The 22927-nt window shown below is 56.3% G+C and carries 20 protein-coding genes; 6 read left to right on the plus strand and 14 right to left on the minus strand.

All coding sequences use genetic code 11. From position 1 onward, the window contains the following. The first annotated feature begins 89 nt into the window (after positions 1-89). Positions 90-1619, plus strand: a complete 1530-nt coding sequence (locus JOD69_RS12805; RefSeq protein ID WP_210023973.1) for a diguanylate cyclase — start codon at positions 90-92, stop codon at positions 1617-1619. Between the two features lie 96 nt (positions 1620-1715). On the opposite strand, the gene JOD69_RS12810 is transcribed toward JOD69_RS12805, so the two are convergent. The 3 genes from JOD69_RS12810 to JOD69_RS12820 all read right to left on the minus strand — a co-directional run bounded on the left by JOD69_RS12810 (position 1716) and on the right by JOD69_RS12820 (position 6096). Next, positions 1716-3014 (minus strand): citrate synthase, encoded by a 1299-nt coding sequence (locus JOD69_RS12810; RefSeq protein ID WP_156880894.1) that lies wholly within the window; start codon positions 3012-3014, stop codon positions 1716-1718. Positions 3015-3436: 422 nt separating this feature from the next. Further along, positions 3437-5530: a TonB-dependent receptor gene (locus JOD69_RS12815; RefSeq protein WP_077731033.1), complete on the minus strand. Its 2094-nt coding sequence runs from the start codon at positions 5528-5530 to the stop codon at positions 3437-3439. 95 nt (positions 5531-5625) lie between these two features. Beyond that, entirely contained in the window at positions 5626-6096 is a 471-nt protein-coding gene (locus tag JOD69_RS12820; protein WP_240502563.1) for a transcriptional repressor, read from the minus strand. 321 nt (positions 6097-6417) lie between these two features. Between JOD69_RS12820 and JOD69_RS12825 the strand changes: the two genes are divergently transcribed. Continuing rightward, on the plus strand, positions 6418-6606 hold the full coding sequence (locus JOD69_RS12825; protein ID WP_077731031.1) for a hypothetical protein: 189 nt from the start codon (positions 6418-6420) through the stop codon (positions 6604-6606). Between the two features lie 205 nt (positions 6607-6811). Here JOD69_RS12825 and JOD69_RS12830 read toward each other — a convergent pair whose 3' ends face one another. Next, on the minus strand, positions 6812-8050 hold the full coding sequence (locus tag JOD69_RS12830; protein WP_210023974.1) for a PhoPQ-activated protein PqaA family protein: 1239 nt from the start codon (positions 8048-8050) through the stop codon (positions 6812-6814). A gap of 684 nt (positions 8051-8734) precedes the next feature. Between JOD69_RS12830 and JOD69_RS12835 the strand changes: the two genes are divergently transcribed. The 3 genes from JOD69_RS12835 (at position 8735) to JOD69_RS12845 (ending at position 10878) form a co-directional block, all read left to right on the plus strand. After that, the gene (locus JOD69_RS12835; RefSeq protein ID WP_240506909.1) at positions 8735-9748 is read left to right on the plus strand and encodes a hypothetical protein; all 1014 of its coding nucleotides are present in this window, start codon (positions 8735-8737) and stop codon (positions 9746-9748) included. 5 nt (positions 9749-9753) lie between these two features. Continuing rightward, complete coding sequence (locus tag JOD69_RS12840) at positions 9754-10248, plus strand: siphovirus Gp157 family protein (RefSeq protein ID WP_077731029.1); 495 nt, start codon at positions 9754-9756, stop codon at positions 10246-10248. Between the two features lie 297 nt (positions 10249-10545). Next, positions 10546-10878: an RNA-binding protein gene (locus JOD69_RS12845; protein WP_086133961.1), complete on the plus strand. Its 333-nt coding sequence runs from the start codon at positions 10546-10548 to the stop codon at positions 10876-10878. A 117-nt stretch (positions 10879-10995) separates the two neighbouring features. Here the strand turns inward: JOD69_RS12845 and JOD69_RS12850 are convergent, their stop codons facing one another. The 7 genes from JOD69_RS12850 to JOD69_RS12880 all read right to left on the minus strand — a co-directional run bounded on the left by JOD69_RS12850 (position 10996) and on the right by JOD69_RS12880 (position 19057). Next, a complete protein-coding gene (locus JOD69_RS12850; protein ID WP_077731027.1) occupies positions 10996-11577 on the minus strand; it encodes a PqiC family protein in 582 nt (193 codons plus the stop codon). Beyond that, positions 11574-13229: an MlaD family protein gene (locus JOD69_RS12855; protein ID WP_210023975.1), complete on the minus strand. Its 1656-nt coding sequence runs from the start codon at positions 13227-13229 to the stop codon at positions 11574-11576. The genes JOD69_RS12850 and JOD69_RS12855 overlap by 4 nt, the downstream gene beginning before the upstream one ends. After that, on the minus strand, positions 13213-14499 hold the full coding sequence (locus tag JOD69_RS12860; RefSeq protein ID WP_348529958.1) for a paraquat-inducible protein A: 1287 nt from the start codon (positions 14497-14499) through the stop codon (positions 13213-13215). The genes JOD69_RS12855 and JOD69_RS12860 overlap by 17 nt, the downstream gene beginning before the upstream one ends. Before the next feature lie 181 nt (positions 14500-14680). After that, positions 14681-14974, minus strand: coding sequence for a PAAR domain-containing protein (locus JOD69_RS12865; RefSeq protein WP_077731024.1), 294 nt, complete (start codon positions 14972-14974; stop codon positions 14681-14683). Positions 14975-15009: 35 nt separating this feature from the next. Beyond that, a complete protein-coding gene (locus JOD69_RS12870) occupies positions 15010-15615 on the minus strand; it encodes a hypothetical protein (protein WP_077731023.1) in 606 nt (201 codons plus the stop codon). A gap of 32 nt (positions 15616-15647) precedes the next feature. Further along, positions 15648-17597, minus strand: a complete 1950-nt coding sequence (locus JOD69_RS12875; protein WP_210023977.1) for a type VI secretion system tip protein VgrG — start codon at positions 17595-17597, stop codon at positions 15648-15650. Positions 17598-17722: 125 nt separating this feature from the next. After that, the gene (locus JOD69_RS12880) at positions 17723-19057 is read right to left on the minus strand and encodes a tetratricopeptide repeat protein (protein ID WP_210023978.1); all 1335 of its coding nucleotides are present in this window, start codon (positions 19055-19057) and stop codon (positions 17723-17725) included. A 504-nt stretch (positions 19058-19561) separates the two neighbouring features. Here JOD69_RS12880 and JOD69_RS24680 point away from each other — a divergent pair. Further along, positions 19562-19996, plus strand: a complete 435-nt coding sequence (locus JOD69_RS24680; protein ID WP_240502561.1) for a hypothetical protein — start codon at positions 19562-19564, stop codon at positions 19994-19996. Between the two features lie 318 nt (positions 19997-20314). On the opposite strand, the gene JOD69_RS12890 is transcribed toward JOD69_RS24680, so the two are convergent. The 3 genes from JOD69_RS12890 to JOD69_RS12900 all read right to left on the minus strand — a co-directional run bounded on the left by JOD69_RS12890 (position 20315) and on the right by JOD69_RS12900 (position 22906). Continuing rightward, positions 20315-21223: a DUF2934 domain-containing protein gene (locus JOD69_RS12890; protein ID WP_077731019.1), complete on the minus strand. Its 909-nt coding sequence runs from the start codon at positions 21221-21223 to the stop codon at positions 20315-20317. Positions 21224-21438: 215 nt separating this feature from the next. Beyond that, the gene (locus JOD69_RS12895) at positions 21439-21765 is read right to left on the minus strand and encodes a hypothetical protein (protein ID WP_077731018.1); all 327 of its coding nucleotides are present in this window, start codon (positions 21763-21765) and stop codon (positions 21439-21441) included. A gap of 130 nt (positions 21766-21895) precedes the next feature. Continuing rightward, complete coding sequence (locus JOD69_RS12900; protein ID WP_086133927.1) at positions 21896-22906, minus strand: M35 family metallo-endopeptidase; 1011 nt, start codon at positions 22904-22906, stop codon at positions 21896-21898. Positions 22907-22927: the final 21 nt, after the last annotated feature.

Here is a 22927-nt window from a genome sequence, read left to right on the forward strand (position 1 = left end):
GAGATTGCAGGCTAACCCTTCACCGCCACTGGATCTGGCCGCGGAACGAACCGTTTCCCATGCCTACAGGACTGTAACGAGTTATCACAATGAATGCCCTTAACATCACACCGATTATCCGCCTCGTGCTTATCGACGGCGACCCCGATTGCCGCCAAGTCTGTCGACAGGCGCTCGAGCAGCATTCGATCTATCGATTCGAGGTCATCGAAGCCGGTACCGGCCGTCTGGGGCTGAAATTGATTCGGGCTGAGAGGCCCGACTGCATCGTGGTCGACCGGCGATTGCCGGATTTCGACATAAACGAGCTGCTCGCCGACATGGCCGTGGATATGGGCGAATTATCCACTCCGGTGATCATGATGACTTCCGATGACGGAGCTGCGGCGACAACGGACACGTGCAAGAACGGCGTCTCGGATTATGTTGCGAAAACCGGTGAACTCGAATTCGTACGGCGATTGCCGGACCTGATTGCCCGCAACGTAAACCAGACTCGACTTTTGCGCGAAAAGGAGGAAGCCCTGGAGCAGTTACGGAAAGCCGAAGCCAAATACCGCGCTCTAGTGGAACAAATCCCCGCGATTACCTATATCGCTTCGCTCGAGGCTCCGGGAAAGCTATTGTACGTAAGCCCGCAGACCGAACAGTTCGGATACGCCCCGGAAACCTGGCTGGACGACCCTCTCGGCATCGGGCTGATCAAGTGGGTCCATCCCGACGACCGGGAAATGGTCATCGAGCAGTTTGCAGGAACCTATGAGCATCATGCGCCGCTCCGTTGCGAATACCGGGTGATCACACAAGACGGCAAGGCGCGCTGGGTTTTGGACCAAGCCAGTGTCGTTCACGACGACGCCGGCCGGCCGCTGTTCCTGCAGGGCACGCTCGTCGACATCAGCAAGGACAAGGACGTCGAACAGCAACTGGCGTACTATCGCCAGCGCCTGGGTGAATTGGACGCTCAGCGCTCGGAGCCCTGGAAAAAACAAGCCGACCTGCTCAAGGTTGCCAATGCAAGCGTCGACAAGGCTTTGTACGACCGCATCGAATTCGAGCAGTGCTTGGAAAATCTCTTGGCGGCTCCCTGCGAGAACCGATCCGACTATGTACTTTGCTATATCGATCTCGATCGCTTCAAGATCGTCAATGAGACCTACGGATGCGCTGCTGGAGATCAATTGCTGCAATCAGTCGGGCAGGCTCTGGAAAGACGATTGCGGCAGAGCGATATTCTCGGGAGTCTCGGCGAGGACAAGTTCGGTCTGTTGCTGGAGAACTGTCCGATCGAGCGGGCATGGATCGTGGCGAACAATCTTCGGGACGCCGTCAGGAGCTGCCGATTGTCGTGGGCAGGAAAGGATTTGTGGGTAAGCGTCAGCATCGGGATTACGGCTTTGACGGCCGCAAGCGGCGACGCGTCTTCAGTGCTCCGGAGCGCTGACAACGCGTGCCGCATCGCCAAGCAAAAAGGCCGTGATCGCACCTACATTTTTGACGGCCAGGTTACCGACTATCTGAACGAGCCGCTTACCGCAAAGTATCAGGCGAGAGGCAGGAGAACAAACTGGCCGGCGATCGTCGATTCCAACGCGGTGCCGCTAAGAAAGAAGGCCTGAACGGCACGGCGTAACCGACAAGCGAAGCCGGAGCCATGCGGCTCCGGCTTTTCGTTGGCGAAGCTCTGAATACGGATCTATTCGATGCGAAACAGGCTAGCCCCGTTCTTTCAACGCCACATAATCGCGCGTGACCGGGCCGGTATAAAGCTGTCTCGGACGGCCGATACGCTGTTCGGGGTCGGCCATCATCTCCATCCAGTGGGCCATCCAACCGGCGGTACGCGCTACCGCAAACATTGCGGTAAACATGCTCATAGGAATTTTCAAAGCGCGGTAAATGATGCCGGAATAAAAATCGACGTTGGGATATAGCTTGCGTTCGATGAAATAGTCATCCTTCAACGCGATCTCTTCCAATCGAAGGGCAAGATCGAACAGCGGATCTTTGGTATCGGCCAGCTTTTCCAGTACTTCGTAACAGGTCTCGCGGATAATCGTCGCGCGCGGGTCGAAGTTCTTGTACACGCGGTGACCGAATCCCATGAGGCGGAACGGATCGTTCTTATCCTTGGCGCGGGCAATGTATTGGGGTATGTGCTTCGCATCCCCGATTTCCTGAAGCATCTTGATGACCGCCTCGTTTGCGCCGCCGTGTGCCGGACCCCACAGTGCCGCAATCCCGGCGGCGATACAGGCGAAAGGATTGGCCCCCGAACTCCCGGCCAAGCGCACCGTCGAGGTGCTCGCGTTCTGTTCATGGTCGGCATGCAACACCAGCAGCAAGTCCAAAGCCCGCTCGGCGACCGGATCGACCTCATAGACCTGAGTCGGCATGGCAAACATCATATGCAGAAGATTGCCCGTATAGCTCAGGGAATTATCGGGATAGATTTGCGGCTGTCCCATGGTGTATTTGTATGCCGCCGCGGCTATGGTCGGCATCTTGGCAACCAGGCGGAGCGCCGCCAGTTCCCGCGATCTCGGATCGTGGATATCCAAGTAATCGTGGTAGAACGCCGAAAGCGATCCCACTACCCCCACCAAAACCGCCATCGGATGGGCGTCATGATGAAACCCCTGGTAAAAGAGCCTCAGGGATTCGTTGATCATGGTGTGGTGCACGACCTCATGGGTAAACTGCCTTAATTGGCTTCCATTCGGCAACTCGCCATACCACAACAGATAAGTGACCTCCAGAAAGTTGCTGCGGGCCGCCAACTGTTCGATGGGGTATCCGCGATACAGCAGAATTCCTTGTTCGCCGTCGATAAAGGTTATTCCACTCGCACAGCTCGCCGTCATCGCAAAACCGGGATCTACGGTAAAACAACCGACCTCGGAATAGAGCTTGGAAATATCTAGGACGGACGGCCCCATCGTTCCCCTGATCACCGGCAAAGACGTAAGACGTCTGCCTTCAGGATCGGTCAAATTGATGTATTCGTTGGTCATAGTGGTTTCCGTTTGGATTTGATCTGACTAGAAATAGCGGCTTTCCATAGACCTAGACTCCAGTTTACTCCCGCGCAGCATACGGCCAAAGGAGAGTCTCAACGAACATAATTAGTGTTCGAGTGTCGACCGGCTATTCGATATGCGTTTTTTGACCGCTTATCGGTTCATAAGCCGGCATCAGACGACGAACGACAAAGCCCACGATGCTGGTACAAATTTGTCTTATTTGATTGCGACCATCCCGAGTAAGTTCGCCGGCAACCGACACTCTGGGACGTGCTTCTGCATTCCAGGCTCTCGCCGCGGCGTGGAGTTGGCGGGATGGAAAGTTGTCGGCTTAAAGTGTGCCGAGGGGCGCTGAAAATGTTTGCCGATCGGCATTCATTCCGATTTCGTGAATTTCGGGGCGATTCCGAGCATCAGAAATTGACGCGTATCCCGAATTCTCCGGCGCGGCCAGGCTCCGGTGCGATATTGCGGAGGTAAGACGTGGAGTTGCGAATGGTTTCGTTGAGCAGGTTCTTGCCTCTTATGAATACCATGAGCTCGGCATAGTCGGCGACCGCCAGTCGGTACTCGGCGCCGACATTGAACAACAAATAGCCGTCCGTTTTCGTTTCATTCTCACCCGGATTGTTCTGCGCCTCGGCATTCATCAGCCGGGCGAAGGCGGTGAGTTTTTCGAAGCCGTAATCCAGCTGAAAACCGTATCGGAGCGGCGGCATGCGCGGGACATCGCCGCCATGATCGAAGCGGCCGCGCACGTAGTCTGAAAACAAAGTGAGATCCAGCTTCCCGAACGCTTGGTCGAACACCGGAAACTTCAGGCTCGCCTCGAAACCCTTGAACGTGGCGTCCAACTGCGTACTTTCCAGCACCGGAATACACGCGTCTTCCTCGGAGCACACGGTTTCGAATTCCTCGGTTTCCCGGTTGAAAACCGTGCCGGGGCTACGCTGAAAGATGTAATCGTTGACCCAATTGTGAAACAAATTGACTTCGGCGCTGACCCAACCGGGGTTATAGCGGAAACCGAGGTCGAGATTGTAGGAGGTCTCTTCCGAAAGCGCCGGATTGCCGAGCTCGAAACTCCTGGTCGCGGCGTGGAAACCGTTCGAGAAAAGCTCCTGGACCTGGGGCGCCCGCTGGGAGCGGGTTACCGCGAAGGTCACAGCCGCATCGTCGCGAACGTTCCACACGGCCGAGCCCGAGGCGCTGACCGGCGTGTGCGAAACGCTCTTCAAGCTATCGGGGGTAATAGTCTGATCTTCGACGCGCAACCCCAATTCGAACAGGACGTTGCGCCAATGCATGTCCTCCACGGCGAAAAAACCGTAGGAGGAAATATCCGATTTCGGCACTACCGCCTCTTCGCCAACGGCGGAGAATTCGCTGTCCTGAACCTGCACGCCGACTACTCCGTGCCAGGAACCGACGTTCTTGTGAACCAGCTCTATCCGCCCTTCCACCGCCTCGTTGCTGAACACGGTGCCCGTGGCGCCGTTCTCCCGCTCGACATGGCGGTAATCGGTGTAACCGAGGCGCATTTTGAGCGTCTCGACGAAAGGCGCGGGATCGTAGAGCTCGCTCTTGAAATCGTAGCGGGACTGCTCCATATCGACCCGAATTCTATCCTGCCCCTCCGCTTCTTCGTCACCGTGCTCATGTCCATGGTTATGCGCGCCGGGCGGAATGCCGTAATCGTTTTCCAGTCGGTTGACGGAGAATCCGAAAAAGCCCGGGTCCCCGATGAACGAGAAGCCTACCGTGCCGCCCCGTGCCCTCGCGTCCGTGTTGGCGATATATCCTTTCGTATTGGCGATGGCTTCCTCATGGCCTTCCTCGCCGTGCGAGGCCGCTTCCGCCTGTTCATCGATGGCGAACCCCGGAATCTCGACATTGTTCCGATCGCGATAGAAACCATCCAGGTGCAGGGCGAAGATGCCCTGCCCCGCGTCCAAGCGCAAAACACTCGTAGTTTCGTCGGATACGGTGTTGTAGCGCTGTTCCGCCGCGCCGGTAACGACCTTCTCCGGCAGCCGATCGGGAATTCGGTTGTCGATGACATTGACCAAACCACCGATGGCTCCGCTGCCGTACAAGAGAGTTTGAGGCCCCCGCAGCACCTCGATACGCTCAGCGAGAATCGGCTCGACGGCATTGGCATGATCCGGACTCAGGGTAGACACGTCCTGAATTCCAAGGCTGTCTTGCATGACTCGCACGCGCGGACCGCTTTGCCCGCGGATGACCGGTTGGCCGACGCCGGCGCCGAAAGACGAGCTGGTCACCCCGAGTTCCTGATTCAAGGTTTCGCCGAGGGTATTGCCAACTTTCCGAGACAGCTCATCACCCTTCAAGGCATTGAAGGGACGTGCCATTTCCTCGGCCAGTTTATGCACCGGCGCGGTGATCAATACGGGCTCCAATTCTTTTACGGATTCCTCTTCGGCTGCCACGGACGAAGCAAAAGATGCGGCTGAAGCCATCAGCAGGACGACTCGCTTGTTCATGTTTCTTATAAGGTCCTATCGAGCTAATGTTATAGCGTTACATATACGTTACGAATTCGAGCGAGTCGACAGCTCTCGGCCCGATACGCTTTGGCTCAGGCGTCAGCCGCGTCCTGCGCGCAATGGGCGCACAAGCCGTGAATTTCGATAGCTTTCCGGTGGAGAATAAATCCCGCCTGCTCCACTTCACTCGCGACCGCTGCCATTACCTCGGCTCCCGGTCGCTCCTCGACATTCCCGCAATGTTCGCAAATCAGCAACAGCTGCTCGTGCCTCCGCTCAGAACAGTTGCAACCGATAAACGCATTGAGGCTTTCCACACGGTGGATCAGGCTCTGCTCCATCAGAAACTCCAAGGCCCGGTAAACCGTCGCCGGCTTTGCGGCTTGCTCGAACGGTTTGATTTTGTCGAGCAGGTCGTAAGCCTTGACCGCGCGATGACTTTCCCAGATGAGTTCGAGCACCTTGCGGCGGATCGGCGTCAGCCGAACTTCGCGCTGGGCGCACAGCTGCTCCGCCACGCGGAGCGCTCGGTCGACACAACCGCGGTGATCATGGGTGGGCATCGTGTACACTTTTTGACTAGGCGGAGTCCTGACATTCATTGCTTGGACCTCAAGCGCTGCGTTGTTATGTTACTTTATAACATCTCTACAGTGGCGACAAGCCAAATGTCTTGGAACGAGGTCGATCCTGTATTCGAGCGGAGTGCGTTCTCCGCGAGATAACGATCAAGCCGATCCAGACCATTACTCGAGGGCAGGCACCAAGCGATTCTACCTGCCCGGCAAAGGCGGCAATCTCGGCAGCGGAGGCGCCGGCAAATCAGAAAGGCGAGGCAGCTCCGGTAGCCGTGGCAAGCCCGGTCGCTCTATCGGAACATACCGATGCCTGTCGTCGTAATAGTGGTGGTGATGCTCGTGGACATGAACAGTTTTGTGGTGGCGGTGCTTATGATGTTTATGTTTGTGGGCATGTTTTCCCGAAGCCACGGAAGATCCGCTAAACACGATAAGCAATACGGCCAGGATCGGCTTCAACATCAAAATGCGCATGGATTGGAACTCCCCCCTTGATTGCAAAACGCCGCGTATTTTATGCAAAGGCAAGGCCAGGATTCCCGCCTATCGTGATAGCGGATCCAACTCGCTCAATTCCAATACAGTAGTCATCAATAAATTGGAGCCAAAAGAGCAATCTCGCTCCTGGACGTCGGGATCTGACGACAATTCCTCGCTCCGACATGACACCCGATACGCTGAGCTGCCATCCGAAACCGTTTTATTCGATGCGGGAAAGATCGGGAAGAACCCGGACTTCGGTCGATAGTTGATAAGGGTGGCCGCTCGGAGAGCGCAACTCCACTTCGACCAGATACGCACGATATTTGTCACAGGGCGCACGCACGAGAATGGCGGCGCCATTCCGCTCCGGATTGAGCGCCAGGCTACGACTCGACCAAGCATCGTTACGAAAGTCGCGATCCGAGGACTCGGCGGTCCAAAGACGTATCGCGGTCGGTTTCGCGTTGGTCTTGACCTGTATCATCTCGATATCATCCCCCCGTTGCGTATGCGTCCATGCCAGCCTGGGCAGCGGATGATTGTCGGCGACCATTTCAAAAAAGCTTGCAAGCGTCTGCCTGGCTTCCAGAGTACTACCCGCACCGTGACCCGCATTCGGCGCCTGGAACAGCAGTTTGGGCTCGGGCAGGTCATGCCAGTAATGACGCAGCGAGTCGACTGTCCAATAAGGATCGTTAGTCCCTAGCAACAGCAACTTCGGCATTCTGTAACGTTCGCGATAAGCGTAGGGGTCCACCCACACGCGCAACCGCTGCAGAGGACTGTCGTCCAGGGCCCGATGCAGCCCCAGATCGGTATAATCGTGGATATACTCGCTTTGCCGGCCATAGACTTTCTCGGTCCATTGCAGTTGCGTCTTGATGTTCAACATGTCGAACACCATGGGCGCGATTGCTTTGACCCGCCCATCGACGGCTGCCGTCAACCAGGCCGTCCAACCTCGTTTGGAGGCACCGGCGACCAGAAACTTCTCGATGCCGACACTCAATGTCCGCCCCACAAACTCCTGAACCGCATCCATGCCCCGCACCGCGCTTTTCACCATAGGGAAAAGCAACGGCCAGGTCTTGTCGTTCGTTTCCGCATACCGATCGAACGTATAAGCGACAAGCGCATCTTCGCTACGCCCATACAATGGTTGATTGGGAACGCCGGTAATCGCAGCCGCAATGGCTCCGGCTCGTTCCGCCACCGTCTTCAACAGATCGATGCTGGCGGCACCATCGTGGGTTATCAGAAGAAAGGCAGTCTTGGGATTACGCAGCTCGAGCGGCCGGACGATCACAAGACCGTGGCTCCACGTTTCGCCACGCCACTTCTGGGATATCAACTCCAAACGGATCAGCGTTCCCCACGGTTCTTGGGCTTCCGACTCATACCGCCAATGGTACGCGGTGTCCGGCGCATTAACATAGTCTTCGAGCGCTCCCGCCATTCCTCCTCCACTCCACAAAGGCGCTAGCAACATCAAACCAAGAACGAAACCACCCCGGCCAAAGAAACGGTGACTCGAGATACGAAGGTTCCTCAACCTCATGATCGATCACAATGCGTTTAGGCAATCGACCTATAGACCGACAAGCGAAGTATTTTCCGAGGTCAATCCAACGCAACGTCCTTTAGATCCGAACGAGCCCTTGGCTGCCCCGCCATAGCCAAGACAACTCTTTGTATTATCACATTTTTCTTTAATTCTTGAGGGAACTTTCGCCGCCGGATTTTGTTTAATGTTACATGGAAAACCGGTTATTTATTCACAGCATCTAAAGAGCATAACTTTGCCTAAATCAAGCCGGAATCAAGTCTTAGCCTTCGGTCCTGACCTATTGTCTTGCGCCAGGCTCAACGTCGCTTCCCGCTAAATCTCGGCCGCAAATTGTCACTGTAAGTGTTTTTGGAGCGATTCCCCAGTGCCAATCTTCCACCCCCACCATAGGACAGCGCTGTGATGCGTCGGCAGTAACCTGAGGCGCCTTAAATAACCACTCTTCGATCCGGATATTCCGGCAGCTTTTTTCTACTTCCCAGACGAGCGGTACAACGCCATAGCACCCCGCAAGCAAGCCTTGCCCCAGGGAAATGCATTAAAGGTGATGTGTACGGCAGGAGTAACCAAGTTATGAATCACGTAAAAGAACGCGAAGACACCGTAGACGCCCCAGCGGCTTCGATTCCGTCCACGGCCTATCTCGAACACGAAGAACAGCCCGTGGCGAGCCCCGAAAAGCCGACAGCGCGAAAAGTCGCGAGGAAAACGGCAAAGGCCGAACTACCGAGCGTTTCCCCTCTGGATTTGCCGAATGATGTATTCGAAGCGGGACTGGCGCGGCGCAAGCATAATCGTGCGGCGATACTCAATTGGATAAGGGAAGCCTTGGTGGAAGGCACGGACTACGGCCGCATTCACCTCTTCAATCGGGAAAGATGCGCCTTTGCCAGGCGCGGCGAAGCGGAGTCGTGCCCGATCAACAGCCACTGGAGCAAGCCGAGTCTATTCAAGCCGGGTGCCGAAAAAATTTGCGGGATGCTCGGAGTGACGGTGCATTATCCCAATCTCACCGCCTATGAGCAGGCCGCCCTGTCGGGACAGCGTCTCGGTACGATCATTCTCCGCTGCGAACTGCGAGACAGTCAGGAACGGACGGTCGCGGAAGGCATTGGAGCACGCAGCGTGCAGCAGGACAATGGGGACCTGAATAAAGCCCTCAAGATGGCGGGAAAGTCGGCGCATATCGATGCGACTCTGCGGATGGCGGGCTTAAGCGAAGTGTTTACGCAAGACCTTGAGGACATGCAGCTAGGGCCGGCCTCGAAGCCACAAGCCGCTGTTACTACCGGCAAATTCACCGAGGGCGAAGGCGATGCCAACGATCAGATTCCGGCCGAATCGACACCGTCTTCGGAAGCTGGCGGCCGGGGCTACAGGTTCTGCAGCCTTTCCCTCACACAGATCGAGCAATTGGAGACACGGATCAAGGAACTCGGCTTGGACCGCGAGCGCGTGCTGCGTTGGGTCAAAGCCGCGAGCAAGAACAAGTTGAACGCGTTCGAAGAGTTGACGCCTGAAGTCTACGATAGGCTCGTTCAGAAATTGGAAGACTGGGCTAAACCGGACGCGACTGAGAAGGGGTAAGCGGCGTGGAAACAAAGCTTTATGAGATTGCCGAGCAATACCAGGAAGCCTTGAATAACCTTACGGATCTGGATTTGCCTCCGGATGTGATCAACGACACATTGGAAGCACTTACGGGCGAGATCTCGCTTAAAGCATGGAACATCGCTGCCGCCCTCCTGCACATGGAGGGCGAAGCCGAACTGATTCGTCAGGCCGAAGAGCGGATGAACCGGCGACGCAGAGCCTTGGAAACTCGTGCGGCCGGTTTAAGGCAATATCTCAAGATTCAGATGGAACGTATCAATATACGTGAAATCAGGAGTCCTCAATTCATTATCAAAGTCAAACAAAATCCGCCGAAAGTAATTCTCGATGATGAGTCGGCTATCCCCGAGACATTTAAACGCGAGGAAAGCGTGGTTCATATTGACAAAAACGGAATCAAACAAGTGATCTTGTCCGGACAGGCGGTTAAGGGCGCTCATCTTGAACAAGAAACCCGGCTCGATATTACTTGAGAAGCGGTGTCGATTTACGACAACGAACGATCCGAAAGTATTCGAGAGTCAACCAAATTTATTGCGTTTTCGTTACATTAGCGTTACGGATGTCGCGACACAGATATACCCCGAAGAGTGCGACTGCCGTAATGCTATACGGGAATATAGTTACCTACGGGCGATTACTTATGGAATTAGGTGCGGAAAGATAGTTTATTTATCGTACCAAGGAGCGGAGCTGAAGCCGTTATTGATGGATATATGTTTTGACCTTCGGCGCACATGTTATTTGAGTGGGTATTGAGGAGTTATCTAGTGAACAGGAAATTGTATGTCGGAAATCTGAATTACGGCCTTGGAAACGATGATCTGCACCAGCTTTTTGCGCCACATGGTACGGTATACTCGGCCCATGTGATTATGGATCGGGAAACAGGGCGCTCCAAGGGTTTCGGATTCGTGGAAATGGGCAGCGCTCAGGAAGCTCAGGCCGCGATTGCGGCCTTGAACGGTAAGGAGGTAAGCGGCCGCAGCCTAACGGTAAACGAAGCCCGTCCTCCCCAAGACAGAGGTGAGCGCAACGGCAGCTCCAACCCTTTCGTTACCGCAGCAAGGCGTAACGGGAGTTATAACGACCGCCGTAGCTAATCAGCACAATCGACTTCGAGCGCCGGCCGGTTCAACGGAATCGGTCGGCAGCCTCAGCCAACCGGTCCCGTCTATCCCTCGGGTAATTTCTTCAGCTTACGAACATCGGGCATCGAGTCACCGAGTTCGCAACGCGGCGGCGAGGTCCTGCGCCAAGGCGTCGAGCGCCCGGCTTTGCGCGGTTGCCAACCCTACGTAACTGCTATTCGCGGCAGGGATGGCCACGTTGGTATGTCCGCGGCGGACCGCCGTTTCGTCATTCATTTTGATCGTCCACAGCGCTTCGAAAACGGCTCTATCTTTCGGGCGAAGTTCAAATCGGGAAATATCTATGAGAATCCGCACATTCGGATCAAGAGACGTCGATTGGGCGTAGGCGGTTACCGTCGCATCGCCAACCAGACGGGAAAGGCGAGCGGCCAGTGCGCTCGTGATTTCGTCCTTCAACGGCGCTGCCCAGCGATGCTGCTCCAGAACCTCGACTTCATGTTCGCCCTTGGTAACGACTAGCTGGGGCTGATCCAAAGCGGCGGGAATCGTCACCGGCCCCACCACGATTATTTTCGCGCTATCGCTCAGAGTGCCCCGTGCGGCCACCGGGTCGTTCGCCGGCATCAGCGTATAGAAACGTGCCGGCGCGGAACCGCCACACCCGGCGAAAAGACTAACGAATATCGTCATCCACAGAAAACGGATCATGGCTGTTTCTCTTTACCCATAAGAAGCGATTCCGGATGGCGCTCCAGATAATCCAACATCACGCGTAACGATTGAGCTGCCCGGGAAACCTCGTTCAGCGCGTCGCGCGCATCGTGCTGGAGCGGTCCGTCGGTGGCAAGCGTCTTCTGGGCTTCGGTCAGGGTCCGTCTAGCGTCGATAATCGTGGTCTTCATCTCCGGCATCAGCTCGCGATCCAAATTGGAGGTCAGCCGCTCCACGCTCTTAAGTGTCTGATTCAACGATGCCATGGTTTTCCGCAGGTCCGCGGTGATCTCGTCGAGCGGTAATTTGTCCAGTTTTTTCACGATATGTTCCGCGCTGTCCGAGAGCGATTGCAAAGTGCCCGGCATGGTCGGAAACTCAGGCGGGTCCCGCGTCCAGTCCAAATGTGCCGACGGCGCAGACGGGAAGAAGTCGAGAGCGACATAGAGTTGCCCCGAGATTAGGTTGCCTGTGCGCAATTGCGCACGAAGCCCTTTCTCCACCATTCGGCTCAACTGTCTCTCCACGGCCTCGCGGGTCGTGGTGATAAGTTCGCGTTTTTGATTGCGTATCATCCCACCCCAACTCAGGCCGATATCGACCGCAATACGGAAACGGTGGTTCTGCGTATCCCACTCGCCCCGGATGCCGGTGACCTCTCCGGCAGGCAAGCCTCTAAAATCGAGCGGCGCACCGACCGAAAGCCCTCGTATCGTTTCGTCGAAATACAAAACCATCGCGCGCCGTTCGGTTTTGGGTGGCGCGAAGGCCGCGGACCGATTGGCGTAAAGGGTAAACGCCGTGTTTTCCACCGCAGGCTCGACTTTTCCGTCGCCGGCCGGCATGGCGAAAGCGATTCCGCCGAGCATGATGCTCATCAGCGACTCCGTGTCGATCTTGACGCCATTGGCATCGAGTGTTAAGTCGAGACCGCTGGCGTGCCAAAAACGGGTGTCGGCGGTCACGAACCGGTCATAGGGCGTTTCCACGAAAACTTGTATGGTTACACCGGTCCCCGCAGGATCCATTTCGAAGCCCAGCACCTTGCCAACCGCAATGTGCCGGAAATAGATAGGAGATCCTACATCCAAAGAGCCCAGATCCTCGCCCTTGAGAGCGAAGCGCCGGCCCTGCAGATCCGATGTTAGAATGGGCGGGACGTCCAGACCGCGGAATTTGTATTTCCGCTCCGTCGAACTCCCCACGTCCAAGCCGATATAAGAGCCGGAAAGCAAAGTACTCAAACCCGAAATGTTCCCGGCGACCACGCGCGGACGCACGATCCAGAAACGGGTGTCTTTCACCAGCCAATCCTCGGTTCCGTCACGCATTTGAGCGGTGACGATGACGCTGGTCCGATCTTCGCTCAGGGCGACATCGGCGACTTTGCCCACCTCTACGTCCCGATACTTGATAGGCGTTTTGCCCGGCTCCAAACCCTCGGCACTCATGAAAATAAGGGTGATCACAGGGCCTCGTTCCGAGATCGCTTTCCAGGCCAGCCAGGCACCGATCAGCGCCGCAACCAGCGGTATGACCCAAACGACGGAAAAGGCGAACCGGCTCGGCGGCGCTGCGACCGCCGTCGGCAACGCATCGCCCTTGTCGGTCTTCGAAGCGGAATTTGAATCGTTATCTCGAATGAACATTTTCTTGTACGGAATCCCATATCAGTCGCGGGTCGAAGCTCATGGCGGCAACCATGGTGAGCACCACTACGGCGCCGAAGGCAATGGCTCCGGGCCCGGCTTGGACCGCCGCCAGAGGGCGCACATCCACCAGGGCCACCAGCATGGTAACGACAAAAATATCCACCATCGACCAACGGCCGACCTTTTCGGTCAGCCGATATAGCCGGGTGCGGTCCAGCGGCCGCCAGCGCGATCCGGTCTGAACCGTCACCAAGAGTAGAGTGAGAGCCATCAGTTTCAGCAGCGGCACCATAACGCTGGCAAAGAACACCAGCAGTGCCAAAGGCCACGATCCCGATACCCACAGATAGATCACCCCGCTCATGATGGTGTCGACTTGAGCCCCGACGATCGAAGAGGTGGACATGACCGGCAACACATTGGCCGGAACATATAAAATCATGGCGGCGATCAGGAGAGACCAGCATCGACCGACGCTGTTCGGTTTGCGGACGTGCAGCACGCTACCGCACCGAGGGCAGTGCTGCTCGTGCTTCCCGGCCGGGGCATAGGAAAGCATTCCGCAGGCATGGCACGTCAAATAGCCGGCCCCTGAGTTTTGCTGAGTGGCGACGGGACAGCGCCGCCCCAACCGCGCCCAAATCTCTTCGCTATCCAGCGAGGCAGCGGTCGCCGCCATCACGAAAATAAAACCGCCGAAAAGCCACAGCGACCAGCCCGGCTGAACAGTCGCCATGTGAGCGAGCTTGACCAGGGAAACCAGGATGCCCAGCATCAGGACTTCGATCATGCCCCATGGCCGCAGCACCTGAATCAATCTGAACACGGCGGCCTGACCCGGCGGCTTCTTATTCGGCTTCAGCGGCAGCAGCACATATAACAGTCCCAGAAGCTCCATGGCCGGTACCACAATGGTGGTAAACAGAACCAGGCCGGCCATCATTCCCATGCCCTGCTTCTGCAACTCGAGCACGGCACCGAGAAGCGTCGCCTCCGTGTGCTTGCCCTGGATGCTCAGCCCCAGAATAGGGAACAGATTGGCGACCGAAAACAGAATGAATGCCGCAAGGGAAAAGGCCAATGTCCGGTCCAGGGTGTCTTTCGGCGCATGATAGAGCTGCGCTCCGCAGCGGCAGCAGCGGGCGCTTTGCCCCGGCGCAAGCGGGACCTTGCGTTGCAAAAGATCACATTCGTGGCAAGCGCAGAGGTTTTCTAAATCGCCGAAGGCAGGGACAGCCGGCGCGGCGGGAACAACAGACGAACACACGAGAGAAAAGTCGTGGAATGAATGGCTTTTAAAAATCTGAAATGATGTGTTTACTTACTTAAAAATCCCCCTGATTCCGGAGAGCGGCGCAAAAGGTCCGAACGCACACCGGATAATACCTTAAGCTCCGCCGGAGAGGCGTCGCGTTTCCGGTGCATTCCTTAAATGACGGTCGATCCGTTTATCCGCCGATGAGAACAGTCGGCTGGCCCACGACGATCACACCGCCGTGGGCGGTCATGTCGCCCATGCGCGCCGCCGGCTGACCGCCGATCATCACCGTGGCCGAACCCTGAGCAATGGTATCCGGCGGTCCGACACAGGTTACCACATCGCCGACCCGAGCGGCGGGCAAAGAGCCGATCAGCACCGTGGGCGCGCCGGGAGCCGTGATCGGCCCTCCCACATGGGGTTTGGGGCCGTCGAACATGGGACAGGTATGCATATCGGTGAGGCGGGCCGCGGGTTTGCTCATATTGCCCTCACTGTATCAGTCATTCGATCGCGCCATTACGCATTCGCACCGGCAAGCTTGGAGGCCAACCGGCCGTTGCCGCCGCAGGCAATGTCGATGCCCTGCGCCAAGAAGCGTTGGTACTTTTCCGGCGCTTTTTCCGGCTCGTTCTGAACCGCAGCCAACATGACCGCTCCGGCAACGGCTTTCCCGGTAAGATTGTCCGCGGGTGGAACGGCCGGCGCATCCGGTGGAGCCATGCTGCCCCCGCTCCAGAACGCCGCCACCGCCGCCCAGCTCCCCGCCCCTTGGAACTGATGCGCCTCCGCCGCAGCAAAAGCCGAACGCCGATGTTCCTCGCTGGGTTTGTAAACCCAGCGCTCGGCGAGTTCGAGCGGTTTTATCGCTGGCGAAGCAGGATCATTGGCTAAAGCGCTGCGGGCGCATAGGCAGGCCCACCAGGTCGACTCCCGTTTCGGAAGCGCCCGTGCGAGGAATTTAACGGCCTCGGGATACAAGGCGTTTTCCATAAGGAGGCGTAAAAAGCCAGCCGGGCTCATTTCGGGATTCAGCAATCGGAGTGCGGCTTCGTCGAGGTCGATATCACGGCACACGGCCGCGGCGTTGGGCGCAGAGACCTTGGTGAAAACGGGTTCAGTCATTTTGCTTTTCAGTCTCGGAGATTACAACTCGGTTAATTGATCATGACGATACCGCCCTTGGCGGTCAGCATTCCGTCGCCCTTTACCGTCGTCATGGGCGATTTCAGTTCCGCCATGCTGGTTCCCTCGATATTGACCATCATGCCTTTGATCGTGATGCCGCTTTGATCAATCTTGATACTGTTCTGCCCGACCTTGAGTTCGATCGACTGCATCGCCTCCAGCGTGCTTTTGCCCAGATCGATCTTGGTCTCCTGATTCCCCTGTTTGATCGACAAGGTGTGGTTGCCCATGTCCAGCACCACTTCCCGATTGCCCTGCTTGAGCTGCAGCTTGTCGTTGCCCTGCTCCAGGGTCGTCGTCCGGTGATTGTAGATGTCTATCGTCTGATCGCCGGGGTCCTTCTTGTCGAAACCGACCTTGAGCGTGGCGCTGTTTTCGACAACCACATTCATGTCTTTCTCGGCATGGATATAGATTTCCTCCTTCCCCTTATCGTCCTCCATGCGGATCTCGTTGAAATTGTCCTGTCCCCCGCCCTTGCTGCTGCGCGATTTGATGCCGGTTTGCGTAGCCTTGCCGGGCAAGGCATAGGGCACGGTCTGCTCCGCGTTGTAGACGCGGCCGGTAATGATCGGCTGATCCGGATTGCCTTCGAGAAAATCAACGATCACTTCCTGGCCGATACGGGGTATCGCAATCGCTCCCCATCCTTTTCCCGCCCACGGCTGGGACACCCGCACCCAGCACGAACTGGTCTCGTCCCGATTCTCCGCGCGGTCCCAGTGAAACTTGACCTTCACGCGTCCATATTGGTCGGTCCAGATTTCCTCGCCCGATTTGCCGACCACTATGGCGGTTTGCGGCCCGCGAACCATGGGTCTCGGCGTGCGATGGGCGGCACGAAACTGCTGCGTCTTGGCAATGGCGGAAATGCCGAGCTTCTCCGCGAAATCGCCGGCCGAGTCGCTCGCCGACCTATAGCGGTTGGATTGCAGCCGGAATTCCATTCCGGTAACCACGTATTCCTTGTTCTGATCCTGCCGGGGATGATCGATCAGCTTGAACAAGGCTCCGACTTCCAGGCCCGCGACGTTACCCTCGCCCGAAAACCGCTCGTAATCCGACTGGAGCGCCTCCAACCGCACTTTCGAGTAATGCGACCCGTCGGCATTCGCAACGTATCCTCCCGGATAATCGTATTGTTCGTATTTGCTGTAATCGTCCTCCGTCGGCCGGTTTGTCTTTTCGATCAAGGAGGCTTTGGGCTTTTCAAAGTCGAAATCGTTGACCGTGTAAGTCCCAGGCTGAATAACCCGCTTGAAGGACCAGGCGAAGATGTGATCCCGGAGCCGCCGTTCTTGATTCTCCGGGGGAAAGAAAGGGACTTCCGCATACCCGGAAACCGCCGAGTGGGCATTGGCGGAATCGATGAGATTGAGAATGTGCTTGTCGCTTTCGTGCTTGAAGAAATAATAGATACCTTCTTCTTCCAGGAGCCGATTGACGAAATCGAAGTCGCTTTCGCGATACTGTACGCAGTATTCGCGCTGCCGATAGGTTTCGCTCAGCGATTCCTGAATGTCGCCGCTGAAGCCATGCTCCTCGAAAATGGCCTTGACGATCTCCGGTACGGTTTTGTCCTGAAAAATGCGGCAATTCGTCTTGCGCGTCAGAAACCATAGCCACGGCCGCAAAACCGCCCGGTAATGCGCGAATTCGCCGAGATCGGGTTCCTGGCTGAATTGAACGGCATAGCCGTTGAAATAACGTTTGCCCCCGTTGGAAAGTTCAAGCGCGACGGTCAGTTTCTTTCCCAGAACGTCCTTGGCTGCGATATTCCGATTCTCGCTGAGCAAATCCACTTCAAGCTCGAACGAGCGGCTGAACTCCTCCCGCCCCTGCATCCGGAAGAACAACAAGACGTCTTTGCCCAAAGGACTCGTTACGGAAGCGGAGCGGAAATCCTGGGTGAACGACATAAAACTAACCCATTAGAATGATTGGAGACAATTTGTCGAATACTAACAAACCTGGGATATAGACCGATGATTTCAGGCGATTCCGCCCGAGACACCTTTCCGGTCGCAGCGAGCAACCAACGAATTTAAGACCGCGCGGCAACGATCAGAAACCCTTCCACAGGCACACCGGCCTCGTAGCGCAACATCTGCTGCTCGCCCCTCCGGAGGGAAAGCCCGGCGCTTTCCAGCTCACGTTGCAGGTAATCCTCCGTATGGCTGTAACGCCCGTGGAGATTGATCTTGTACCCTTCGGACGGCCGCTCGTCGTTACGTTCCACCGTGAAAATGAAGTATCCGCCCCGGCGCAGTGCCCGCCCTACCCGCTCGAAAACCGCGCTCAAATCGCCAAAATAAACCAGCGTATCGGCGGAGACGATCAGGTCGAACCGATCCGTGTGCCGTCCGACGTAGGCTGTTAATTCACTCTCGATCAAATCGTCGTATTGCCGTCTGGCATGGGCCTTCTCCAGCATTTTGACGGACAGATCCACGCCGGTCAGCCGACGCGCATAAGGATGCAAGAATTCCCCGCACAGCCCGGTCCCGCAGCCGGCGTCGAGCACTTCGAGGTCGACTCGATCCCGATCGTACAATGCGGCGACGGCTTCCTTGACCAAACCCGGAGCCCGATAATCGAGCCCCTTGAGCACGTAATCGAAACTATCGGCAAAGCTGTCGAACGTCATGCGGACGTAGTCGTCCGAAGCGCGCGCCGGGACGTCCGTCCCGGCATACGAATGCAGCCGGTGCAGCGCCAGAGGATTGGTCGGATCGTGTTCCAGCCATTGACGGATCGTGGGCAATGCTTCCTCGACCAAGCCTTGCAGGTACAGCACATGGCAAAGATTTTCGTAATCGTCCGAGCGGTACGGCCGGAGATTGATCGCTCTGCGGTAAGCCTGGGCGGCCTCCCCGAATTTGCCCTGCTTCCGGAATACGTTTCCGAAATTGTGATAGAGCTCGGCGTTGTCCGGCATCAGTTCGATCGCCTTGGCGAATTGCTCCGCGGCTTCCTCGAAGCGCTCCAGATCCTTGAGAACGGTGCCGAGATTGTTGTGCGCAGCAACGTTTCCGGGATTCAGCTCGATCGCGCGCCGGTAGGCGTCCACCGCCTTTTCGGGCTTGCCGGCCTTGTTATAGATGTTGCCGAGGTTGTTGTACGCATCGGCATAGGTCGGCGCAATGGCGATGGCCTTTTCGATCGACTCGACGGCCAGATCGTCTCTGCCTCTCCGATGCGCGAGGATGCCGTAGAAATGAAGAATTTCGGGAATGTCCGGATAATTCTCCAGTAGTACGCTGAAAATCCGCTCGGCGTCATCGAGGCGATTCGCTTGCAGCAAGCGAATCGCACCGCTCAACGCCAACTCGGGGGTTACTTCCTCGATGCGGAAATCTGACGGTTCGTCGTCCAACATAGATCAACTTTCGGAATAGTACAGAGCCTGGAAATTCGGGCCTTTCTTTTTCAGCATCGCCGACGCTTATATCGGAGCGGGAAGCGCACGATTGAAGGCCAAATAACAGGGTCTACAGACCCTTACCGGGCCGGTTTCACGTACGTGCCCGGGCCGCTGAACCGGAAACGTCAACCGGACGCGGTCGGGCGAACAGACGTCGCAAACATTCTTGCCGCACAAGCGGCAGTGATGACGCCACCGGACCGGAAATACTCTGCTGAATTCCTTATTGCATACCCGGCACGTGTTCGTCGCGCTATCCGGTTCCCAGTTCGGTATCCAGGGAGGACAGACAATCACCGGCAATAGAGCGGCCGTATATCCGTTATAAAATATCACCTTATGCTGGAATCTCATCCAGAATCTCTTGACGTACCGCAGTTCGCGGCTGGTGACGTTATAGCCATAATCCCCGGTTTTATCGAAAATACCGGATAATTCACCCATTCCGTCCAGGTGAAAATGGATTTTTCCGCCGCCATGCGCCAGCGAATATTCAAGCGCGGTTTTGGACCACCTCGTACCCATTTCAAGGCCTTCGGTATCCGCTTTTGTGGTGGCACCGAGGCTATATTCTTTGTTCGTTCCCCCTACGTCGACGCCGCCCAGATGCGCACCCGCCGGAAACTGGCGGTGCTTAATGGGCCTAGCCTGGTTAAAGTTTTGGAACTTCGTGTCGTCCATGCCTTTGAGCCCGCGCGCTCTCGCATTTCCCCAGTGTATTTCCCAGTCATCCTCCGCGGTTCTCCCGCCGCGCCGCTTGATATCGATGGTTCTTGCGCCAAGGCCGACAAGGTCGGCCTCCACCGGATTTCCGCGATCGAGATCCCGATAAAGATCGGCATTGACGGCCTCATCGATATTCATACCAAAATGGATATCTTCCATATCGCTTAATGCAGTATTATCCGCGACCTTTATCTCGGGTATGGGTTGCCCTCCCATCGTCGCCGGGAATACTCCTCTCGTATTCGGTTGTGCTAGCGGCATTTATGTAATCTCCATTCGAAATAACGCCTAATAGAAAATGAATCGGGATTAAAGGAACACAAGAGGAAATTATAGAAGCTACTTAGCTCATCCTATGCATCTCTGGGGTCGAAATACGATCCGGATGATACACAGGATGGGTTTGGCCTTGATCTACGGACCTTACACCGGATATCTCGGACATCCTAGATTGCCTTTGTAAGTCCGCTATACCGGTATCTCGCGTCAATTGCTCAAGTGGAAAACCTGATAAGTGTACAGGTCCCGCTTTCCGCTGCTGGCCGGGGTAAAACTGAGTTTTTTGGCCGATACCGTTACACCGGTGCTGGTTGTCCAATCTTTCGGAGCTTGCCCAAGCGAAGCATTGACCACACAGTTTGCGATTCCGAAATCCCATGTCAGGTGTTTTTCGGTATTGATCGCCCAGGTGTGGGATGTCGTTTCTGCGGTCTCGAACGATTTGATGACCACGTCTTTGAATTTTTCCATGGGTATCCGGTCGAGAATAATGCACGTATTTACTTGCGTAGGAGCTCCTTGCAAAGGGTTATCGGGTCCCTTTCCGCTATTGCTGCGGGATGTTGCGTACGCCCCTGTCGGTGTATTCGTAAACCCGCCGCAAGCGCAGCCGGATTCGACACATCTGTTGGTATAGGTGGTGCAGCCGCATTTTATTCCGGCACCAGTGTCTTCCTTGCATGCGCAATTCGCCCCACTCCCGGTCTTGTGTTTTGCCGGGCCATGCCCGCAGTTTGTACAGGCGTGAGAGATCAGATAGTGCCCGCAAGTGCACCGATAGGCTTCTGCACGGTGTTCCAGCGCCTTCCGAAGTTTTTGATTGAGCTTGATCAATTCGGCCTGGAGCCAGAAGTCCATTTCTCTGCCGGGCGGGTCGCCGGCCTCCTTTGAGAGGAAGAAGGCGATCTGTGCGACCTCATTGGTTTTCTTGGAGTAAGTAAACAGGTGCTTTTTGAAAAAGTTCTTGTCGAACTTGATCATGATATCGACGCCGCCCGATCCACCGAATACCCACTCCTGGTCCAGGGTAAGCTTTCTGGTTAGTCTCGTCTCAGTGAGACCCGTCGGCGTGTAGTTCTTGTACGCCACCAAATCACGAGCAGTCTGCTCGGCCATGCTTTCTCCTAATCCCCGTCGGGGCTCACGTGCAGCATTTTATGCCGCGTTTTTTGAAAAAATGACCCGAACCCGTACCCAAATCCCTGATCCGGGACACTCAGTGCCCTCGATCGATGGGATTCGCCTCCATCGAGCGAATCAGAAAACCCGAGCCAATTCGCCGTGTTCGTGCGTCCTGCGCCGCGCTCCAGCCCGTCGGACGCCCCAGTCGCCTAGTGCTTTTCGGTGACCGTGCGATCCTTGAGATTGACTATAAACGTGCGCCCGCGCTCGTCGCGTGCGATCAACGTCTCGGACTTCTTATCGATACGCAGTTCCTCGATATAAACCTCCTGTGCATCGGTTTCCTCGTGGGGGTCGTACTGCGTGGTATACAATTGCAAGGTCCAGAGTTCCTGACCGCTGGCTTCGTCGACCGCCGCGATAACGCCGCCGCTCTGTCCGAAGCCTCGTGAGCGCGCCGCACGCAGTTGCTCGTAGCGTATGCCTTTGTGGGTGACCGGCTTCGCCGCCGGCGCACGTCTCTTGGAAGATTCCATGCCTGACTCCTTTATTTGGGGCAGCGTAGCTGCGTCGCCCCATGCGAATATAGGAAACACCGTCGCAGCCACGATGATGAGCTTACAAAGTCTTTGCCGGAAAAGTGTGCACATGGGGCAATCGTCTGGTTTAGCTTAGTGCTTCCTTGATCGCACTTTTGGGAATCGCGCCGACAAGATCACCGGCGAAGTAAGCCCAGCTATCGGCGTTGTTCAAGGCATCTTCGGTTTTGAATGCGTTGCCGGGCTTGAGTCCGTCGTAGTCGTAACGGATGTCTTCGGTCTTAACCAGCTTGTGGGATAATTCGTGGACTACCGTCAGGGCGCACAGCCACAGCTTCGGAATGTTTCCGAGACGCGTACGCTTGCCGGTGCGCAGAAACAATTCGTAAATGTAGATCACCGGCATGACGTCCAGGCTGTTGACCGAGGCGAAGGTGTTTTTCATCGACCCGTCCGCGCGCTTGTGGGGACGGTCGGAAAATATCACCTTGCCGGAATTACAGGCCGCCGTGATCTTCTTGAATCCGTCGAGCAGTTTGCCCCGGCTGGCATCGAGATCACCGGTCTTGGCACCGTCGGTGTGAAACCAGCGGCGGATCGTGTCGTTCGCATCCCCGGACTTGCCGCTCAGCTTGACCTCCACATCGGAACTCCACTTGCGGGCGAGCTGAAGCGCGTCGGACATCATCTTCCGATTACCCTCACCGAACACCTCGCGCCAGTGGTTGAGCTCCGATTTGAGTTGGGCTTCGTTCCTCCCGGCGAAGAGATCATAGGTCCACTTGCCATAGTGCTTCGGAGAGTCGACAACCCATATGCTCTGGTTACCTTTCTTCGCCACCAGATAGAAATGCCGGAACTGCTTGATGCACGCCGCACGGTCTTGGTAGCCGGAACTGCCGGTCTGACAGGCGCTGAGGATCTCCTGGGACTGCGCGCGGCCGCTCAAGGCTTTCCCCTTCGCGGCTTCTTCCAACTGCTTGCGCAGCTTGTCGAGTACCGGTGCGGCATCGACCGACGGACCATCGGATTGAAGCAGCTTTTTCAATCCGGACTCGATGTCTTTCCAGTCCTTTTGCAGCGATGACGTCTTAAGCAACTCGATACTCTTGTCATAGACTTCGGTGAACACGTCCATCCGAATTCCCCCCTCAGGTTC

The organism is Methylocaldum sp. RMAD-M, assembly GCF_017832375.1.
Classification (GTDB): domain Bacteria; phylum Pseudomonadota; class Gammaproteobacteria; order Methylococcales; family Methylococcaceae; genus Methylocaldum.

Bases quoted from the DNA above. Each gene is read 5' to 3' on its own strand.
- JOD69_RS12815 (WP_077731033.1), bottom strand. From the start codon at position 5,530: ATGAACAAGCGAGTCGTCCTGCTGATGGCTTCAGCCGCATCTTTTGCT.
- JOD69_RS12865 (WP_077731024.1), bottom strand. From the start codon at position 14,974: ATGAGCAAACCCGCGGCCCGCCTCACCGATATGCATACCTGTCCCATG.
- JOD69_RS24680 (WP_240502561.1), top strand. From the start codon at position 19,562: ATGGATTTTTCCGCCGCCATGCGCCAGCGAATATTCAAGCGCGGTTTT.
- JOD69_RS12805 (WP_210023973.1), top strand. From the start codon at position 90: ATGAATGCCCTTAACATCACACCGATTATCCGCCTCGTGCTTATCGAC.
- JOD69_RS12890 (WP_077731019.1), bottom strand. From the start codon at position 21,223: ATGGCCGAGCAGACTGCTCGTGATTTGGTGGCGTACAAGAACTACACG.
- JOD69_RS12830 (WP_210023974.1), bottom strand. From the start codon at position 8,050: ATGGCGGGAGCGCTCGAAGACTATGTTAATGCGCCGGACACCGCGTAC.
- JOD69_RS12850 (WP_077731027.1), bottom strand. From the start codon at position 11,577: ATGATCCGTTTTCTGTGGATGACGATATTCGTTAGTCTTTTCGCCGGG.
- JOD69_RS12870 (WP_077731023.1), bottom strand. From the start codon at position 15,615: ATGACTGAACCCGTTTTCACCAAGGTCTCTGCGCCCAACGCCGCGGCC.
- JOD69_RS12855 (WP_210023975.1), bottom strand. From the start codon at position 13,229: ATGTTCATTCGAGATAACGATTCAAATTCCGCTTCGAAGACCGACAAG.
- JOD69_RS12820 (WP_240502563.1), bottom strand. From the start codon at position 6,096: ATGCCCACCCATGATCACCGCGGTTGTGTCGACCGAGCGCTCCGCGTG.
- JOD69_RS12880 (WP_210023978.1), bottom strand. From the start codon at position 19,057: ATGTTGGACGACGAACCGTCAGATTTCCGCATCGAGGAAGTAACCCCC.
- JOD69_RS12875 (WP_210023977.1), bottom strand. From the start codon at position 17,597: ATGTCGTTCACCCAGGATTTCCGCTCCGCTTCCGTAACGAGTCCTTTG.
- JOD69_RS12895 (WP_077731018.1), bottom strand. From the start codon at position 21,765: ATGGAATCTTCCAAGAGACGTGCGCCGGCGGCGAAGCCGGTCACCCAC.
- JOD69_RS12900 (WP_086133927.1), bottom strand. From the start codon at position 22,906: ATGGACGTGTTCACCGAAGTCTATGACAAGAGTATCGAGTTGCTTAAG.
- JOD69_RS12835 (WP_240506909.1), top strand. From the start codon at position 8,735: ATGAATCACGTAAAAGAACGCGAAGACACCGTAGACGCCCCAGCGGCT.
- JOD69_RS12825 (WP_077731031.1), top strand. From the start codon at position 6,418: ATGCCTGTCGTCGTAATAGTGGTGGTGATGCTCGTGGACATGAACAGT.
- JOD69_RS12810 (WP_156880894.1), bottom strand. From the start codon at position 3,014: ATGACCAACGAATACATCAATTTGACCGATCCTGAAGGCAGACGTCTT.